General features: G+C 62.7%; 15 protein-coding genes and 2 tRNA genes. 10 read left to right on the top strand and 7 right to left on the bottom strand.

Features of this window, described 5'->3' with window-relative positions; all coding sequences use genetic code 11:
- Positions 1–55: 55 nt before the first annotated feature.
- On the top strand, positions 56–838 hold the full coding sequence (locus EA187_RS01580) for a double zinc ribbon and FHA domain-containing protein (RefSeq protein ID WP_127778952.1): 783 nt from the start codon (positions 56–58) through the stop codon (positions 836–838).
- A gap of 214 nt (positions 839–1,052) precedes the next feature.
- Here the strand turns inward: EA187_RS01580 and EA187_RS01585 are convergent, their stop codons facing one another.
- Both EA187_RS01585 and EA187_RS01590 read right to left on the bottom strand, forming a co-directional pair.
- Positions 1,053–1,274, bottom strand: coding sequence for a cold-shock protein (locus tag EA187_RS01585; RefSeq protein ID WP_115603245.1), 222 nt, complete (start codon positions 1,272–1,274; stop codon positions 1,053–1,055).
- 517 nt (positions 1,275–1,791) lie between these two features.
- On the bottom strand, positions 1,792–2,598 hold the full coding sequence (locus tag EA187_RS01590) for a tetratricopeptide repeat protein (RefSeq protein ID WP_164855887.1): 807 nt from the start codon (positions 2,596–2,598) through the stop codon (positions 1,792–1,794).
- Positions 2,599–2,741: 143 nt separating this feature from the next.
- Here EA187_RS01590 and EA187_RS01595 point away from each other — a divergent pair, with 143 nt between their 5' ends.
- Positions 2,742–3,146: a hypothetical protein gene (locus EA187_RS01595; protein WP_127778953.1), complete on the top strand. Its 405-nt coding sequence runs from the start codon at positions 2,742–2,744 to the stop codon at positions 3,144–3,146.
- Here the strand turns inward: EA187_RS01595 and EA187_RS01600 are convergent.
- The gene (locus EA187_RS01600; protein WP_127778954.1) at positions 3,143–4,756 is read right to left on the bottom strand and encodes a hypothetical protein; all 1,614 of its coding nucleotides are present in this window, start codon (positions 4,754–4,756) and stop codon (positions 3,143–3,145) included. The genes EA187_RS01595 and EA187_RS01600 overlap by 4 nt on opposite strands.
- Before the next feature lie 160 nt (positions 4,757–4,916).
- Between EA187_RS01600 and EA187_RS01605 the strand changes: the two genes are divergently transcribed.
- Positions 4,917–6,704, top strand: coding sequence for a hypothetical protein (locus tag EA187_RS01605; RefSeq protein WP_115603241.1), 1,788 nt, complete (start codon positions 4,917–4,919; stop codon positions 6,702–6,704).
- Here the strand turns inward: EA187_RS01605 and EA187_RS01610 are convergent.
- Positions 6,691–7,551, bottom strand: a complete 861-nt coding sequence (locus EA187_RS01610; RefSeq protein WP_115603240.1) for an SIR2 family NAD-dependent protein deacylase — start codon at positions 7,549–7,551, stop codon at positions 6,691–6,693. The genes EA187_RS01605 and EA187_RS01610 overlap by 14 nt on opposite strands.
- 56 nt (positions 7,552–7,607) lie before the next feature.
- Entirely contained in the window at positions 7,608–8,171 is a 564-nt protein-coding gene (locus EA187_RS01615) for a hypothetical protein (protein WP_127778955.1), read from the bottom strand.
- Positions 8,172–8,495: 324 nt separating this feature from the next.
- Here EA187_RS01615 and EA187_RS01620 point away from each other — a divergent pair, with 324 nt between their 5' ends.
- Positions 8,496–9,611, top strand: coding sequence for a hypothetical protein (locus EA187_RS01620; protein ID WP_127778956.1), 1,116 nt, complete (start codon positions 8,496–8,498; stop codon positions 9,609–9,611).
- A 303-nt stretch (positions 9,612–9,914) separates the two neighbouring features.
- On the opposite strand, the gene EA187_RS01625 is transcribed toward EA187_RS01620, so the two are convergent.
- Positions 9,915–9,998, bottom strand: a tRNA-Leu gene (locus EA187_RS01625).
- A gap of 211 nt (positions 9,999–10,209) precedes the next feature.
- On the opposite strand from EA187_RS01625, the gene EA187_RS01630 reads away from it, so the two are divergent.
- Both EA187_RS01630 and EA187_RS20245 read left to right on the top strand, forming a co-directional pair.
- A complete protein-coding gene (locus EA187_RS01630; RefSeq protein WP_127778957.1) occupies positions 10,210–10,779 on the top strand; it encodes a hypothetical protein in 570 nt (189 codons plus the stop codon).
- 187 nt (positions 10,780–10,966) lie between these two features.
- Positions 10,967–11,122 (top strand): hypothetical protein, encoded by a 156-nt coding sequence (locus tag EA187_RS20245; protein WP_164855888.1) that lies wholly within the window; start codon positions 10,967–10,969, stop codon positions 11,120–11,122.
- A 261-nt stretch (positions 11,123–11,383) separates the two neighbouring features.
- Here the strand turns inward: EA187_RS20245 and EA187_RS01635 are convergent, their stop codons facing one another.
- On the bottom strand, positions 11,384–12,793 hold the full coding sequence (locus EA187_RS01635) for an HD domain-containing protein (protein WP_115603236.1): 1,410 nt from the start codon (positions 12,791–12,793) through the stop codon (positions 11,384–11,386).
- Positions 12,794–12,885: 92 nt separating this feature from the next.
- Between EA187_RS01635 and EA187_RS01640 the strand changes: the two genes are divergently transcribed.
- From EA187_RS01640 to EA187_RS01655, 4 genes are all read left to right on the top strand, one after another.
- Entirely contained in the window at positions 12,886–13,965 is a 1,080-nt protein-coding gene (locus EA187_RS01640) for a glutathione S-transferase family protein (RefSeq protein ID WP_164855889.1), read from the top strand.
- Between the two features lie 288 nt (positions 13,966–14,253).
- Positions 14,254–17,055, top strand: a complete 2,802-nt coding sequence (locus tag EA187_RS01645) for a DUF4397 domain-containing protein (protein WP_127778959.1) — start codon at positions 14,254–14,256, stop codon at positions 17,053–17,055.
- A 578-nt stretch (positions 17,056–17,633) separates the two neighbouring features.
- Positions 17,634–17,705 (top strand) — tRNA-Gln (locus EA187_RS01650).
- A 216-nt stretch (positions 17,706–17,921) separates the two neighbouring features.
- A complete protein-coding gene (locus tag EA187_RS01655; RefSeq protein ID WP_115603233.1) occupies positions 17,922–18,545 on the top strand; it encodes a 50S ribosomal protein L25 in 624 nt (207 codons plus the stop codon).
- Positions 18,546–18,550: the final 5 nt, after the last annotated feature.

An 18,550-nucleotide genomic window follows, 5' to 3' on the forward strand; every position in this document is an offset into this window, starting at 1 on the left:
CGACAAGCCGTGCCTCTCCAGCGAAGGGAGTGCGGCGCCTGTGGAGGTTTTGAGCATGTCCAGCGCCCGTTTATGTGCCAACTGTAAAGCTGTTGTCCCGGAAGAGCACTTCTACTGCGGTCGCTGCGGCGCCAGCTACAATGAAGACGGTCGTGAGCAGGCCAATGAGACCCTCTTTTTCGGTGCGATGCAGGCCCCGGGGCGCGCCAAGATCATTCTTATCAGCGGCCAGGGCCTGGAGGGCTTGAGTTACCACCTCAACTCCACGACCCACGTCGCCGGGCGCTCCAATGGAGTGATCCTCTTTCCCGACGATCCCTTCCTCTCCGAGAAACACGCGAGCTTCTTCTACAAAGCCAACAAGCTTTACCTGCGCGATGAGAAGAGCCTCAATGGTACCTTTAAACGCATCCGTGAGCCTCGGGCGCTTCAGGATGGTGAGGAGTTTCTGGTCGGGCAGCAGCGTTTCCGTCTGGAGTTGCTCGATCTCAAGAGCGAGTACCCGATGCGCGAAGACACGCTGATGTACGTCAGCCCGCCGCGCCCCTACACCTTCCGCATCGTGCACGTACTCGATGGGGGACGTCCGGGAGCAGCCTACTGCAACGCGGAGAACACCCTGACGATCGGACGCGAAGGCACCGACGTGATCTTCCCCGACGACCGGCATATCTCCAAAAGCCACGCTCGCCTCGTCTGGCGCGAGGAGCAGGTCTGGCTTGAGGACCTCGACTCGAAGAACGGTACGTACGCACCGGTCAGCGGTGAGGCGGAGATGATCCATGGGGACTATGTTTTCCTGGGCAGCGAGCTGATGCGCATCGAAATCAACGCCTGAACGCGCATCACAGTCAGGATGCGAACAAAAAAGCCCCACCCGGATCGCCGGGTAGGGCTTTTTTGTTGCCCGTGGATGCGGTGCTCGCACCTTTAGAAGATGACGTTGGACGGAGGGCGTTGCCCCCCATGAAGAAAGGCCATGGGCGGCTCCCCGAGCCGCCCATGGCCTGTATCTGCTCTCAGGCTGACCTCGCGTCAGCCTTCAGCTCTGCTCACATCGAGTAGTCGTGCTCGTGGCTGCGCAGCACTCTCGCCGCGTGCAAGCCCTTGGGTCCACGCCGAAGTTCAAACTCCACGACCTCGCCTTGCTTCAAGGTCTTAAAACCCTCGCCCTCAATCTGGCTGTAGTGGACGAAGATGTCGTCTTCTCCTCCCTGAGTGATGAATCCGAAACCTTTGGCGTTGTTGAACCATTTCACAGAACCCGTTGCCATACTCATCCTCCCTCAAACAACAAAGATGTACGTTATGACGCTTCGCTCCACCTCCCTGGTGAGCGACTTCGGCCGCTGCCACGGCCCGCGATGGGTAATGTTCATCCTTCCTTAGATGTCCACGCCCACAGCATCACGATACGAAGAGTATAGTGTTAACGCTTTGTATGTGGTCAAGTTTGTTTTGATGTTATTTATTGGGGTTAAAGTTATAGGATAAGTGCAAATGGTGTAGAGTTACAGTGGGGCTATATGGTGTTTATTGTTACAGTGTAAGCAGATGCGGTGCATTATTCCGCTCTCACTGGAAGGCTTTAGAGCGATGGTACGCGCGGATCTTCAGGAGGCCCGGACGGTCGCTGCGAAGCGCAAAAGCGTCCGCTGTCTGAAGGCGCAAGGCGTCGCCAGGGCCAAACGCGCCCGTACATCAGGGACGACGGCGAGGCGCGCATAAAAAAGCCCCCGAAGCCTCTGTGGTGGGCTTCGGGGGCTTCTACAGCGCATTCTGTGAGCGTCTTCAGCGACGCCGGAGCCGGTTGGCCTGATTTCGCGCACGCGTGGCGTAGGGGCCTTCTGGTGCCAACTCCAGGTAGCGCTCAAAGGCACGCGCGGCCTCCTCCGTCTCACCGAGTTTCGCGAGTATAAAACCCTGATTGAAATAGGCCGGTGCGTAGTTTGGATCGAGCGCGCGAACCTCGTTGTAGTACTTCAGCGCTTCATCGGGGTTCTCCTCGCTAAACGCCAGAATCCCCAGACTGTGCACCGGCCGTGGATCGTCGGGCGCGAGCTCCGCGGCCTTCTCCAGAGCCTGCCGAGACTGTGGATGGGCCCGCAAGAACATGTAGGCAGCTCCGATGTTGAGCAGGGTGTCGACATCAAGCCTGTCGTCGTCGGCGGCCATGGAGGCGCGGTAGGCGGTGATCGCGTTTTGGTAGAGGCCGCGCTCCTGGTAAATATTGCCCAGGTTAAAGTAGACCTGCGGCTCGTCCTGACCGCCGGCCGACAGCGCATCGCCGATGGCGGCGATGGCGTCGTCGTAGCGCAGCGCAAAGGTCAGCGCGATGGCGCGGTTCATGTGCACGTCCCAGCGTTGCTGGTCGATGGCCAGCACCTCGTCGTAGGCGGCGATCGCGTCATCCCACGCTCGGGCATCAAGCGCCTCGTTGCCTTGAAGCACCAGCTCCTGTACCGAGATTGAGGGCGCCTCGACGCGCTCCTCGGTGGGAAGCTCGTCGCTTTTAGAGGCGTTGGACGAAGAGCAGGCCGGCGCGCATGACAAAATTGCACCGGCAATCAGCAGAGCGCGCAAAGGTTGAGAAGGCATCAATGAGACTCCAGAAAGAGCGGGTTCAAAAAACGTCGTCGCCCCCGGCACACGAAGCGACACCGGTAGGTCGTCCACGCGCCAGACGGTATCGCCTATTGAATCGGGGGGCAAGATGGCCCCTGGCCGTTGCGGCTCTGTGTGTGACGCTGGGCGGAGCATGTGCTGGCACCCCGGCCTCGACGTCTGAGCAGGACGCAGCGTCTTCGTCTACGAGCTCGGCGGCGGAGGTCCTCTACGAAGCGCTTGCGGAGAGCGTGGAGGCCAACAGCCCCGGGGTTGATGTGAGCTCGCGAGAGCAGTTTCTGGTGGTGAGCCACTATGAGGAACTCAGCCAGGCGCGTCGCCGCCGTCTGGTCGCGCGTGTGGTGCCCGTGGGGCGAGGGGTAGGGGTGCGGGTTGTGGCCGAATATCAGACGCGTCTCGATGATGAAGAGGGTGCCCAGCGTTGGGAGCCCGAGGCCCGTGAGCAGCACGCCGAGGACGCGCAGCGCTGGGAGCTTGCTGTCGCGCGCGACGCCGAGCGTCGTTTTCACCGTCGTCGCTAGTCCGTTCGCCAGCCTCGCAGGCGGAGAAACGCCAGCGCGACCATGGCGAGCCACCCGGCGTGGAGAGGGGCACCTGAGCCCGTGCTGCATCCTCCCTCCGGGTTCTCCGAGGGCACTTCCGGAGCGGGGTCTGTGCCGGTTTGACCGGGCTCAAATCGCCCCAGCGATTCCACTTCGACGGTGTTGGCCCCCTCTCCCGCGCTGATGGCGAAAGGTGCCGGGCTGCCCATCAAGCGTCCCTGTCCGCGACGATCTTCGGCCACCACCTGCGCACACCACGAACCGATGAAGAGCGGGGCGGTGTTGGCCTCCCCGCTGAGCATCAGCTCCTGCTGTGGCTGCAGGGTCGGTTCCCTGTACATCCACAGGCGAACCTCCTCGTGCCAGCGTTCTGCACTCCAATCCGACGTCGCTTCGCAGGAAGCGGGCGCGGCCAGAAGTTCAAATGAGCGCACAAAGGTCGCTCCGGCGGCCTCGTTACGCACCCCCAGGCTGAGGCCCAGCGGAGCGCCGGGGGCGACTTCGTCTTCGGCCAGCTTCAGATCATCGTAGACCACCAGCGTGCTCAGGTCGCTGAGTGTGGCATCGCCCCGGGACGCCTCAAGGCCAAAGGTGCGCGTGGCACCGTGGCCTGCGGCAAGTTCAATGGCCAGCGGCGCACCGTCCAGGGGCGTGCTGCGCGAGAGAGGGGCCGTTCCGCCCTGCGTATCGTAAACGAGAAGTCGGTGATTGGGATGCGGCGAGGTCCACAGCCCTGGCTGATGCGTCGAGGCGATGGCGAAGCGCTCCGAGATCCAGCTCAGCGCCAGAAATTCGCCGCCGACCCCGGCCTCGGCCAGCTGCGCCTGCCATACCACCTCGCCATCTTCGTTCAGGCGAAGAAGCGCGCCCGACGTCGCAATCAGGAGCTCGCCGGAGGGCAGCGCCATCATATCGCGAAGCGTCGAAAGTTCAGGAACAATAAGGGGATCCTGCCAGTCGGGATGCTCGGCTGAGAGCAGCACGGTGGCTGGCTCATTATGCGTGTCACGATCGAAGATCAGCAGGCCCGAACGTTCGACGGCCGGCCAGTTCACGGCCAGCGCGAAGCGTTCCCCGGGCAGCGCCGCTACAGCGGCCACCCGGGCCGTTGCGTTGGACAGCCCCAGAGATGTCGACCAGATGTAGCGCCCCTCCACGGTGTCGTAGACATGCGCGCGCCCCACTGTGTTGTCCCCCATCAAGAGCTCTCCGGGGGTGTTGTCGTCAAGGAGTGAGACTACGGCTAGCCCGGGCGAGCTGATCCACTGACCCGGTGCACTCAACGAGTCAACTTCGTCGCCGTCGGCGTCAAAGCGCACCGCCCCGCGCCCCGCGCCATCGCCCAGAAGAAGGTGACCGCCGGGCATCTTGAGCGCGGCGGTATAACCGGCGAGGCTCCCGTCCTGAAGGCTCACCGGGATGTCGGAGCGTCGGGTGATCTGCGCGCTCTGCGGGGAGACTTGCACCTGGTAGCTCCAGAGCGCATGTGTGCCTCCCGTGGGCACTACCCATACCTGGGTGCTCACCGACTGGGCCTGCGCGTCGGGCACCGTACTCAGCTGCAGCGCACATCCAAGCATTGCGGCCAAAAGAACTCGTGCCGGTGGCGCGACGCGTGATACCTTTTTAAGACCTTGCTTCACGTGGGGGCTCTCCGTTTTTGGCCCGTTGCTATCGGACCCGATCAACGTGTCGACCTTAGAGCAGGCGCGGCCTGCTGGCCATTCCTACTGTTTTCAGGATGTCTCGATGACTCAAGATGACGCCATCTGCGCCACCGGGCGATTTCAGATCTCGGAGCAGACCAGAGAGGTCATCGCGTTTCACCTGAAGACGATGCTCAACGTCTGGCTACGCTACTTCAAAATCGACGAAGTGCTTGTTTGCCCGGGCTTCGAGCACTCCTCGGTGGGGCTGGGCGCCTATGTGGTGCGCGAGGATGTGTGTGAGCCCGCCCAGGAGGGCATCTGGGACTTCCATGAGCTCTTGCAGACCTGGCGATACGGAAGTCATCGGATGGTCTGGAAGTCGGCCGAGCATCGCCTGGTCGCGGTCACCGAGAGCAGGGAGGGCGGCGAGCCTGTGTTTCTGGGGTTTGTGCTGGTGCGGGCCGATCGGATCGTTCCCGAGGTGGGCTTTGAGCAGCTACCGCACCTGGTCGGTGAGGCGCTGCGCTCCTGTCGCCGAAACGGGGTGCGACTCTTTTTTGAGGAGCGAAGCGACCTGGCAGTCAAAGCGCAGCTCTATCAACTGATGAGCAGTTTTTCGGAGTGGCTTGGCTGCGATCACTCCGCGTCGATTTTGCTCAGCCGGCAACCGCTGGAACTCGGGCACCTGGAGCAACCCGCCGCTACGGTCGACGTGTTGGCCGAGCGACTCTTCTTCGACGGTGAGCCTGCCCGCGACGAACTCGCGCAGGAGGAAGATGGCGAGGCGTGCCGTGAGAGCGCGCGCCGGCTGGTCGGGATGGTGCTTGATGTGGATGAGAGTTCACCACCCACCGTGCTCACCGAGGCACTCGCCAGGCAACTCGCTGAGCCGAAGACCTGCTGCCATGTTTTTATACGATCCGAGAAGAAGGCGTCTTCCGAGCGGGGGCTTCCCGGCTGGTGGACCGGCGATGCGCCCCGGGCGCGGATCGGGGAGTGGCATACCTTAGACGAGCGACCGATGGCGCGGGCCTGCTGGATGGTCCCGATGATCAGTCACACTCAGGGGGCGCCGGAGCTTCTGGGCTTTGTGGCGTTTAATTTTGCTCAGCCCCAGGCACCGGCGCCCCACGCGCTGGCGCTGATCACCGAGATCGCTGCGCAGCTGGCACGTGTGCTTCGTCACTCCTCCATCTATGTGCTCGCCGCCAGTAAACTGCGGATCGTCCAACAGATACGCCACATTGCTGAGGATGCGATCCGCTCCGGTGAGACAGGTGAGGCTGTGGTCAACGGCTACATCGCAAAGGTCACCGCCCTGATCGCCGAGCAGGTGGAGGTGCCCTCGGTGGCCATTGCCTACATTGTCGATCGGCAGGGGGAGCGTTGGCTGCGTTATGCTCACCCGCACGGTTGGACGCGTTTTGATCAGCTGGATATCCCTGTCGATGTGGCCGCTCGCCAGCGGGTCGACTCGGGCATCTCGGCGCTGGCCGTACGCCTGCGCCGCGCGCTCACGCTGGCCGGTGGACATGGAAGCGGCGATAACCTGCGCTTTAAGAATGAGCTCTTTATCGACGAGGGCAGCGGTACGCTTCTGGATGCACGCAGCCCGGAGTGGTCGAGCATCGAGGATCGCTCACCCTGGAGCAGGCTCAGTGACTATTATAAGCCAGCGCGAAGCAGCGCGTACGCCACGCTGGCCTTTCCCGTGCTCTACGCCGACCGTGCGCTCGGTGTGCTCACCGTAGAGGTCGAGCGCTCCACCGACTGGGTGTGGTGGTCCGGTCTGGGGGGGCAGCTCTTCTGGGAGCTTGTAGCCGCAGAGCTTGCCTTTGGTTTTGCCGCATTAGGCGGGCCGCAGTGGCACGCGCTCAACCCCGGTTGAGGTCTTGCACCCGGCGCAGCAAGACCGGCAACACCTCGCCGGTTTTGCCGCGAATGACGATATCGCTGATGTCCGAGAGGGCGCTCAAGTGGGGGTTGACCTCAATGAGAGTGGCGCCGTGGCGCCGCGCCGTCTCCGGAAGCGCGGCCGCCGGATAGACCAGCCCACTGGTGCCCAGGATCAGGCAGACCTGGGCGTTGCGGGCGAGCTCCATGCTCCTTTCCAGGGCATCTTCGGGGAGCGTCTCGCCAAACCAAACCACCCCGGGGCGAAGCGGGCCGGCGCACTCCGGACACCGGGGCTGCTTGCTGAGGTCGAGGTGAAGATCCTCGAGCTGATAGTCACACGCATGGCATCGCACGCTCAGCAGTGAGCCGTGCAGATGATAGATGCGCGGGCGAAAGCCCGCTGCGTCGCTGGCTGCTTCGAGCAGATGATCGACGTTCTGGGTGGAGATGGTGTAATCCCCGGTCTGCGAGAGCCCGATGAGCGCATGATGCCCGGGGTTGGGGTGGATGCGGTGCAGCTGCTCACGCCGCTCCTGATACCAGGTGAGCATGTGCTCCCGGTCGCTTTCAAAGGTGTCGACGTGGGTAAGGTGCGCGATCTCCTCATCGCTGTAGATGCCTCCCGGACCGCGGAAGGTCGGTACCCCGCTCTCGGCGGAGAGACCGCTCCCCACGCAGACGAGGACGCGAGGGTTACCCAGGAGAACATGCGCGGCGCGATCGATGGCGGGCAGGTTCATGCGTTGGCTCCTCAAGCGGGGATCGAGCATGGTCGGTAGAAGATCTGCGGCGCGGTCGACGACCTTGCGCGCCACGGTGCGGGCGATGGACTTTAACAACGGGGAGCTCGCTCCTGGGAGTGCGGCCGGGCTGCAGCGCGGCCGGAGGCTCTCCCTTAGTTCCAGCGGAAGTTGATCGGCGCGGCGCCGGCCGGCTCAAAGGGCGCCCGCGCCGGCGTAAAGCCGCTGTAGAAGGGGTTCGAGGTGCTGTTACGAATCAGCACCCGGGTGCGACGCCCATCGGCTTCGAGCTCCACCGAGAACTGGGGGGCTACATCGGGATGGCCCAGATTGAGCCGCGCGTACGTTTGCCCGAGCTCCATGCCGATGACGCGAAGCTGCGTAACCTCGGTATGAGGCACCGCGTCCGGATCGACTTCCACGAACTCCGTACGCTGCAGGTAGGCGCTTTCCACAAAGGTTCGCACCTCGCTAAAGGGGATGTCGTAGACGTGCTCAAAGTCGATGCGCCCCTGGCGGCCGACCTCCCGGGCGGACACGCGCTCCCAGGGGAAGTTCAGGGGGGAACGTGCAAATTGTGTGGTCACCAAAAGCTCATTCAGCGCGGCCATCTTTGGCGCGTACGCCTCACCATCGGAAAGCGGCGTCTGGGCGAAGCTCAGCGTGCTGGCGAGCGTGACCGAAGTCAGCGTCAGGCAAAAAAGAAGGCGTCGTGGCACAGGTCTACTCGCAGTATCGGAAACGTTTGGCACAGCGGGCTCTTCAGAGAGCCATGCGGTCTGAGATTGTAGCGCGACATCAAGTCCTGTCCACCCCGCGAATCGGGCCCTTCTCGGCTGGCTCTTCGCAGGGCAGAAGCACCGGGATCGCACTGTCAAGACTTGCAAAGGAGAAACTTGACCCTCGATCACGTCTTTTGTTAGCGTCCGCCCGATGGTTTGCATCATTCAAGAGGCTGGCCCTGAATCCAGTCATGAAAACACCGCATAGCCGTGATCTCTTCTGGAGAGGTCCGGTGTGAGGACACCCCCCGGAGGTAGTAGATGAAGCTGAATGACACTCTGAAACTTTTGATGGTCCTTCTTATGAGCGCCGGTATGGCGACCACCACCCTGACCGCGTGTGGGGGAGATGAGCCCGGTGAAACCGACGTTGAGACCGACGCCGGCGACGAAGATACCGGTGGTGTAGATAACGACGGCGGTGAAGAAGATACCGGCCCTGACGCCGACACCGGTCCGGGGCCGGACGGCACCATCGATCTGGTTCCCCCGCCCGCCCGCTGCGGTGAAGAGGGTGCGTCCGAGCGCTGCGACGAAGATCCGGAGACCTTCGAGTTTGGTGCCGCCTCCAAGATCAGCGCTCTGCAGATCGCCGGTGCCGACTGCTGCTTCGACCTTGACGGCGACGGCTTTGAGGATAACAGCCTCTCGCTGGCTGGCTCGCTGGCCAACGGTTCGCTGGCTGACGGCATCGCCGATGGCTCCCTGAGCCTCATCCTTGAGCACGACGGTCTGACGGCCCTCGAAGTCGGGCAGGAATTTAACGTCAACTTCCTGCTCGGCGCGGAGTCCACCGCCGATGGTGAGATCATCGATCCGGCGAGCTTCGACAGCGGCGTCGCCCCTCAGGCGGTTCTTCCTAACGCGACCATCGTTGATGATGGCGGCGTCTCGGTTGTGGAAGCCGGCCCGGGTACCGTGGTGATCGTACTGGAACTCTTCGGCCTGGAACTCTCTCTCGCGGTGCGTAACGCTGTGATCTCGGCCGACGTCGTGGCCGAAGAGAGCTCGCTTGAGACCGGTGTCACCCTTGAGAACGGCCGCCTCGGTGGTCTGGTGCTCTTCCAGGAGCTGGTCGATACCATCAACAACGTCACCGCCACCTGTGAGTGCCTGGGTAACCCCGAGAAGCTCATCAACATGGAAGCGGAAAGCGCTTGCATTGAGTACACCGAAGCCGAGCTTGCTGGCTGCGTCGACGATGAGTCCATCTGCGGCGACATCGCCGAAAACTGCAGCGCGGTCACCTCGCTGGCTCCCGCGCTCGTCGTTCACGACGTCGATGGTGACGGTGAGAAAGACGCCATCTCGGTTGGTATGACCTTCGAAGCCGAGCCCGCCGTCATCGCCGGTGTGGAAGCGGTTGTGGCCGAGTAAGGCTATTCAGAAGAGCAGCGGTGCCTGGTATCGCTGCTCTTCTGAGAAGTTCAAGACGCCCCGATCTTCGGATCGGGGCGTTTTTTTGTGCGGAGAGTGCGTGAGAGGGGCGCTCATCGCCAGAACCTGGTCAGGTTCGGGGTGGGAGGGGGATTGGAGTGTGTGCCTCTTGATGCGCGCCTGGTGGCTTCAGGGGCACAGACGTTGCGGTTATCCGCGACGCCGACGTGCCAGGGCGTTTGAGGTATTTTGGGCGGTGAAACGTAAAAAGCCGCACCCCGAAAGGGGTGCGGCTTTTTAGGATGCGGAAGAGAGGACTCGAACCTCCACGGTGTTGCCACCACTGGCACCTGAAGCCAGCGCGTCTACCAATTCCGCCACTTCCGCGTGGCTGTTGTCAGTCGTTGTTGCGACGTCCAACGTGAGAAGGGTTCTATAGCTGGTGGTTGGTTGTGTCAACGCTAAAAATGCAAAAAAATCATCCGCGCTGTCACTTTGATAATTCCAGGCCCCGGACATAGAGTCAGCGCATCGGAGGGCCCTCCGCTTTTGAGGGCCCGGGACCGATGATTCGGTATGATCGAGAGGAGCGACGATGATGGCCACAGATCCCCTGGCGAAGCTTAAGCGGGCGATGGAGCTGGGCAGCCAACGCCCCACGCTCTGGTGGGAGGAGGCCCCCGAGGGCGATCCACTCGCTGCGCTTCAGGCGCTTGTAAAGCGCGGCGATGCGCGTGGCGAAGAGCAGCCTGTCGAGGGGTTGCTCGATTTGATGGCGCAGGCCCGCGATCTGCCTGCGCCTCAGCCCTGGACGGCAGGGCAGGGCGATCCTCTTGAGCGCCTTCGCGCCCTCTGGCAACACCCCGAGACGTCTTCGGTCCCGGCGACCTTCGCGCCGTCGCGCCCTGAGAGCTCTCAGCAGGCGCAAAGCTCGCCGACCAGCGCTCCTGATGTTGCCTCGCCGTCACCCGTCTCTCCATCGCTTGAAGTAGGCGACAAGGCCGCTGACGCGCTGGGAGCGCAGGTGTATCGATCTCTGCGCGAGCGCCCGCTCTCCGGTGAGCTCCGTGCTACCGCGGCCGCTCAACTCGCTGCGATCTTAAGTACGCGGCCCGGCGAGGACCCCGAGCTTCGCGCTATCCTGGACTTGCTGATCTTCGAGCGTTGAACGCGCTGCCTTTGTGGCGACCGACTTGATGGGGGGCGATCCGCGTTTACGTTGACGCTGTGGCGATGCGAGGCCCCCCGCTTCCCCTCGTCGCGAGAGTGTCGGCCCGATGCCGGCGCGCGCCCTATCGCACCATCCTGGGTGTGGAGGCGTTTGAAGTCGACCCCGAACCAATCAGGAGGACGACATGATTGAGTGGATTGTCATGGCATTCTTTATCGGCGTTCCCTTGCTTTTGCTTGTGGGTGCCGGTGTGGCAATGGTCCGCCAGCGACGCGAAACATTTCGGGTGGCCGACGCCGAGCCAACAGCAGGAGACCTGCCGGGCTCCTCACCCCCGTGAAGGAATCTGCGATCTGGCATCTGGGGGTGTTCGAGTTGGGGTGAGGCCTGAACAGGGGGGGCTTTGGGGCCAGGTGCTCGTATCCATGCATGGCGTCGCTGTCAGCGATGTTGCGAACGCACCCGATTGATGGCGGAACCATGCGGAGAGGGTGGGCCAGGAGAAGATGATTTGTGTCGTTGATTCAACCAGAACGCCCGAGGGGGAGCTCTCCCCTGGGGCGTTTTTGCTTTAAGCCTGAACACAGGTCTGCCGGCCAGGTCATCGCTTGAGGATTTCGGCCAACAAGAGTTCATCCAGGCCCTCGAGCTCCCGCAGGCGCGCCGCGAGGGTGGGTTCGGCAAAGATGCGGATCTTCTTCACCACTGCGATAAAGTCGTCCTGAATGCCAGCCACCACCTGCGAGAGCTCGTGCAGCGGATAGTGGCGGCGGCCGCGCACCTCGGGGTAGACCACGTCGATCGTATCGATGCGGTCTTTGTCGCGAGGCGGGATGTCGATGATCAGTGCCGCCGGGTGCAGGGGCACGCCCAGGGCCGAGCCCAGGCGCGCACTCAGGCGTGCGGTCAAATCAAAGAGCTGCGCCCGCTCCATCGCATAGATCGTCTCGTAGGCGCGCTGCTTGTCGCGCTCCGCATAGATCCGGCTGTAGGTGGCCACCCGCTTGTAGAGCCGCCGACGGGTGGTCTGAAGTCCGCCCAGCAGAAAGCGCGGCGCGCTGGGGTCGGGCGACTGATCGAAGATCCATCGGAGGAGCTGCTCATCATCACAGCTCAGCAGCGTGCCCAGAAAGTCCTCCGGGTCGAGCTGCGTGCGGCTATGGAACGCCGCGATCGCGTTCTCAACCATGGCGCTGGCCGCGCGCACGGTGTGGTGCCAGTACACCTCACTGAACATCGTGTAGCGGCTGAACACGAACATCTCGGCGGGCACCTTCCCTTTGGCGGCGATCGCCAGTCCATCCTCGCGGGCATTGAGGGTGAGGTTGGCCAGCAGGCGCTCCCGATCGTAGGTGCGACCGTAAGGGACGCCGATATGGTGGGAGTCGCGCTCCAGGTAGTCCATCTTGTCGGCGTCGATGGTACCGCTGATGATCGAGTGCAGGAGTCGATCAACCTGGGAGGGCTTCTCCCCCAGAGCTCCGGTGCAAAGTGCGATGACCCGCTCGGGATTGACACCCCAGTCCCGCTTGAGAATGTCGGCGATGGTACGATGGCCGCGTAGAGCCTCAAACTCCCCCATGATGATGCGGCCGCCGACTTCTTCATGGCGGGGCGTGTCTTCACCTTTGAGGTGCAGCGCCTCCAGACTATGCGCGAAGGGGTAGTGGCCGATGTCGTGCAAGAGACCGGCGGCCAGCACACTGAGCAGATCTTCCTCACTCAGGGAGCTGGCCAGTTGCGGCAGTCGCCCCAGCGACTGTAAAAACCAGCGCGTACATCCGTAGACCCCCAGTGAATGCTCAAAACGCGTGTGCACCGCGCCCGGGTACACAAGGTGGGTGGGGCCCAGCATACGGATGCGCCGAAGGCGCTGAAACGCGGGGTGATCGAGGATCGCTTCGACCCGCGATGTCAGCGCGATGTTACGCAATTCAGGGACGCGCACGGTGGTGGCGAATGCGTCAGCTCGCAGCTCCGGGAGGCTGCTGAAAGAAGATGCGTGGGGCATGCTTACAAGTCCGATCAAGCTGGCCAGCCCGTCGAACTGGCGTTATGGGAGGGGAATCATGACGAACGATGAGTTCCCCGGGAGGATCGCCTATGTCCTATGAATTATTCATCAGCCGCGCCAGCCCCTATTCGATGAAGATCGCTGCGATGATGGCCTACATGGGGGTAGAGCATCGGCTGACCATCCAGAATGCGCTGAATCGCTACGCGGTGATCCGACGGCTCTCTGGACGCACGATGGTGCCGATGTTGCGGCGCGATGACTGGGCATTGAGCGACTCCACCGCGATTGCCCGTCACCTGATGCGCCGTGCCGACGTTCGCCGCCCGCTATGGATGCCCGAGGGTATCGACACGCTGAGTCTGTTGCTGGAGGACTTCGCTGATGAATGGATGGTGCGCTGGATGGCCCTCTCCCGTTGGATGCACAGCGAGGACTGCCGTCATGTCGAGCGTATCATCGGAGGAGAGCTCAGCGCAGGGCTTCCCGGGGTGGGGGGGCTTGTGGGGAGTGCCGCGCGTGCTGCGGTGGTCGCACGCCTGGAGGGGGTGGGGGTGAGCGAGGCCAACCGCCCGACGCTGATGGCCAGTGCGCATCGCACGTTGGAGGCATTGGAGTTGGCCCTGGAAGACGGGCGCCTCTACCTCTTCGGGGATCGAGCGTCATTGGCGGACTTCGGCATCTTCGGCCCGCTCGGGCAGTACGGCAATGACCCCACCGGGGCCAGGATGCTGGCCTCGTCGAACTATACCCGCCTTCGTGCCTATCTGGGACGCTTCGACGCCATGCTCGACGGGCGCGTGGTCGAAGGGCAGGCCACCGATGCGCCGCTTGATGCTCTGGAGGCGCTGATGGCCGAAGCTCTGGGGACCTACTGGGAGGTGATGGTGGCCAACCTGGAGGCTCTTCACCGGAAGAAACGGCCGGCTACCTCAGAAGCGCGACTCCTCGATGGTGCGAGCTTTGTGTTTGCCCCTTCGCGCTACCTCAACGGACGGCTTCAGGCGTGGTTGGAGGTCATGGAAGATGCCTACAACGCCCGCCAGGAACTCTTCGGCAACGAGGGCTCTGTGTTGGAGCGGGCCATCATCGGGCGAGTCGAGACGCTCGCCGAAAGGCCCGAGGCTGCCGACCTTCTGGCCGCGTATCCCGGGCTCGGCCTCCGCTGAAACGCGGCATCTTTGCAGGCCAGGTTGTCGCGGTAGCGCGCCGTGCAAAAACGATCGGTTGACCCTGAAGGCGATTCATCCGATAAGGTCACGTCTTTTTGCCGGTGACGCTAAGGCCCCGGTACGACACGCGAAGTACGTCCCAGGACATCAGTTGTCGGAGTGTCTGGCATGGCTTTTGTATGCATGCCGCTGAGGTGATTGACACCTGTTCTGTGGCTCCATTAAGGTGCCCAGTCCTGCAACGAGTCAAATTTTGCCCATCGCCGGGCATCGCATGGAGGTTCTATGAGTAAGTCGGTAACACAACTTTGGGCGTTGCTCGGCGTCGCTCTCATTGCGCTGATGGTATCAGCCTGTGGGCCAAACGACGTCTGTGTGAGCAACGATGAATGCGGCGCCGGTCAGGCCTGTTTCGATGGCGAGTGCGTTCCGCAGGTCGTGGATTGCTACGATGATCTGGACTGCGGTGAGAGTTATCAACAATGCCTCTCCGGTCAGTGTGTCAACAACACCACCTGTGACGTCACCAGCGACTGTGCTCCCGGCCAGGCATGTGATGAAGCCGGTGCCTGCGTGGAGCGCCAGTGCTCGCGCAGCAGCGACTGCCCCGGCAGCTACCTCTGCGACGAAGGCATCTGCACCACCACCCCGCGCCAGTGCCGTAACGTCGGCGAAGAGTGTGTGCCCGGTGAGCCGACCCGCTCTGGCTTCGCGTGTGAAGACCTCGGCGACGGCCCGACTTGCTACGAAACCTGCACCGAGTACCGCGTCTGTGGTGCCAACGGGCAGGCGTCCTCCGAATTTGATTGTGGCGGTGGCCAGGCGTGTGTCTCTGCGACCACTTTGCAGAACCGCCCGGTCTGCCGCCCCTCGCAGTGCGCGGGCATTGCGACGGCTGAAGAAGACTGCGCCGAGATCATCGCCGCCAATCCGGGACTCTTCGCCGACGGCGTAAACTGTGGCATGCAAAACGGCGTGCGCACCTGCCTGCCTGCCGGCAACGGCGAAGAGAACGATGCCTGCAACAACGCTGGGGACTGCTCTGAGGGGCTGGTCTGCGTGACCGACATTGACGCTCTGGTCGATCCGAACTCCAACTCCGGTGCTTCGTTTGTCGATGGTTTCTGCGCGCGTCCTTGCTCCGAAGACGGGCAGTGCGGCGGCGATCAGGCCTGCATCGGTGAGACCAGCGGTGCGGTGATGGGCAGCGGTTTCTGCGGCGATCGCTGCGATCCATTCGCCCACACCGGCAACCAGTGTGGCGAAGACCTGGCCTGTGCGCCGGTCGACGGAGTCGATGGCCTTTGCGGTCGTGAGAGCGACAACGCGCTTGAGCTGTATGAGAGTTGCTCCGGCAGCGGCTCATGTCCTGACAGCTCGGCTTGCATCCAGATCGAAGAAGGCGTGCGCAAGTGCCTGCCGTTGTGTGACCCGACTCTTCGCACTTCCGCGCAGCGCGACGCGAGCTGCCCCTCGGCTGACAGCAGCGCCTACATTCAGATCGCGCACTTCGGCGCGGCGCTTCCCGCGGTGGATGTCGTGGTCGACGGTGAAGCCGTGGTCGAAGGCCTCGCCTACGGCAGCATCGCTGGCGAGGACACCTTCCTTTCGCTGCCTTCCGGTGACCGCCAGATCACGGTGCGTTCGGCTGGTAGCAACTCCGTCGTTCTCTTCGACGAGACGCTCACCCTTGCTCGTGGTGCCGCGCTTTTGATTGGTGCGGTCGCTGACAGCAACGCCGCCACCGGGCTCTCGGTGCTGGTTTCGGAGCTGACGCGTGAGGAAGAAGTTGCTGCCGACCAGGCGCGGGTGCGCCTCGTGAACAGCGAGAACTTCCCCTCGGCCGTCGACGTGGCCTTTGTCAAAGATGGCACCGACCCGAGCGAAGCTGCTAACCGCATCAATGCTCTTGAAAACTCACTTTTTGGTGATGTCGGAAGCTATGTGAATCTGGAGGAAGGTGCCTACGATGTGTTCGTCTTCTCGCCAGGTGCGTTTGAAGCGGGCGAGGAGCTTGCGGCGATGAGCTTCAACGCGGTCGGTGGTGAAATCAGCACCGAGTTCATTATCACCGATGGCGAGGAGACCCTGGCCAGCGCCCCGTACGATTCGGCGCCGGTCGGTCGTGTGCTGGGTGGTACCTGCATTAACCTCTCGCAAGGTGCTGCTCAGATCGGTCTGGGCTTCTGCCTTGAGTCCTGCGCCAACTCCGACCAGTGGGGCGTGGGAGCCTGCAGTGGCGAGAATGATCGCTGTAACGAATTCGGCGACGGCACGGGCATCTGCCTGGGCTCCGGTGGCAAGGCCATCAGCGAGACTTGTGAAGAGGACAGTGACTGCGTCGACGGCGCCCACTGCGATATGGACGGTGCCGGCGAAGGCGTCTGCCGCTCCTACTGCCAGCCCGAGGAGCAGACCAATAGCGCGCTCTCCTGCGATAGCGGTGAGATCTGCGTGGCGACCGCGGGCGCCGATAACTTCGGTAAGTGCCGCATCGCCTGTAACCCGGGTGCGGACAGCACCGACCCGAACTGCCCGGCCGACCAGAAGGGCTGCTTCGGCCCCGAAGGCCAGACCTACTGCCAGCCCTCCGGCGCTCTCACCGAAGGTGCCAGCTGCGGTAACCCTGAGGTTCAGAACTGCCAGCCGGGCCTTGTCTGCGCCCGCCAGGCGAACACCCTGGGTGGCTTCCTGCAGAGCCCCTTCACCGCGCCCGAGGTGCTGGGTGCCCCCGGCGGTACCTGTACCCAGGTCTGTGAACCCTTCAAGGCTGAGAGTGGCTGCCCCGACGGCTTCGCCTGCTCGCCCATCACGCCTGATGGTGCAAGCGTGACCCTGGGTCACTGCGTGGAGCGCACCGCCGCTCCGATCCGCTCGCTGGAGCCCTGCGACCTCGAGGACACCGGTAAGATGTGCGACGAGAACTCCTTCTGCATTGAAGAAGCTCTCAATTCCTGTGCCGAGCCTCAGGCTATCTGCGTGCAGCTCTGCGACTTCTTCGGTGGTGGTGGTTGCACCGACGGCACCGCCTGTGAGGCCTGGTCCGACGACGGACCTCTCTTCGGTCTCTACGGCATCTGCCGCTAAGCCGATGCATCGGGCAGCAATGCCCGGTTCTCAGAGCGATTGAAAAACCGCGGGCTCCGGCCCGCGGTTTTTTTATGCCCGCGGTTTTTTATGCCCGCAGTGGTGCCATCCGTTGCGGACCGGGGGGGGCCATGGCAGGGGGGCTATGTGCGAGACAGTGGTGCCGCTCCACCTGACTCCGTTGCAGTCTGCCTAAGCGTCGTGAGGCCCCATGCTGTGTCGACGGGAAGCAGTCTGGCTCCGGGGGGGGGGGCGAAATCGCGCTTCGATAAGTGTTCAGGGCGGTGGCACCAAAGCCTTCCGAATTCCGCCTGAATATAGGAAGGGCGGAGGACGAGACAGGGTGGGACCTGGTCCCGTGCAGATTCAGCCTCAATGCTGGAAGGACGGAGGACAAAAGGTGGTGCGACGGAGGACGAAATGCGGTGGTACGGGGCCCCGAGACGAGCTTTGAGATCGCGTGCAGGATTTTTGATAGAACCTGTTGACAGGGTAGGGGGGCGGTGTTAATTAAGCTGCCCACCGGGTCGGAGGAACATTCCCGACAACGGTAGCGGCGGCGAAGTTAGCCAACGCACTGGGGTGTAGCCAAGTGGTAAGGCACCTGGTTTTGGTCCAGGCATTCCTAGGTTCGAATCCTAGCACCCCAGCTCCAAGCCAGCTCGACGCGACGCTCTTAGGGCGCGCAACAGTCAGGAGCTGACGAGAACGACAATCGCGCTGGGCCTCTCTGGCGAGTACGAATGAGAGGTCAGCGCGTTTTTTTCGGAACGCGAGCGGCATCACAGGCCGACTACGCATCAATCGCGCCCTCGCGCTGGTAAGCATGTTGAGCCAGCACGTCCAGGGGACCATTGGAGGATGTCATGGCTTCGAATACTAAACCTACCCTGAACGCGACGGTTCGCGCCGAGTCCGGGAAGGGCGTCGCACGCAAGCTGCGTGCGCAAGGCTTGATCCCGGCCATCTGCTACGGGACGAACACCGAGAACATCTCGCTGGCGATGGACCCGGCGGAGTTCGATAAAATCATGGACACCAAGCGTCAGATCAACTCGGTGTTCCACATTGCGCTCGACAACGGTACCACCGTTGAGAACGTGATGCTTCGCGACTACCAGTTCGACCCGATCCGTCGCGTTGTCATTCACGCCGACCTGGTCGTCGTTGATATGAATACGCCGGTTCAGGTCAGCGTGCCGATCGAGCCGACTGGCCGCGCCAAGGGCGTTCGCATGGGTGGTCGCCTTCGCGTCATCCAGCCGGTGGTCAAGATCGCTGCGTGTCCCGACGATATCCCTGAGGAGATCGTTGTCGACGTCACCGAGCTTGCTCCCGACGGCGCCATCATGGCCAGCGAACTGACCTACCCCGAAGGGGTTGAGCCGGCATACAAGATGGATTACGCGCTGCTGCGTATCCAGATGCCGCGCAAGAAGGTCACCAAAGAAGAAGACGCCAAGGGCAAGAAGGCCAAGAAAGCTGGCTGAGCCTG

Origin of the sequence: Lujinxingia sediminis (assembly GCF_004005565.1) — a bacterium.
Lineage (GTDB): Bacteria > Myxococcota_A > Bradymonadia > Bradymonadales > Bradymonadaceae > Lujinxingia > Lujinxingia sediminis.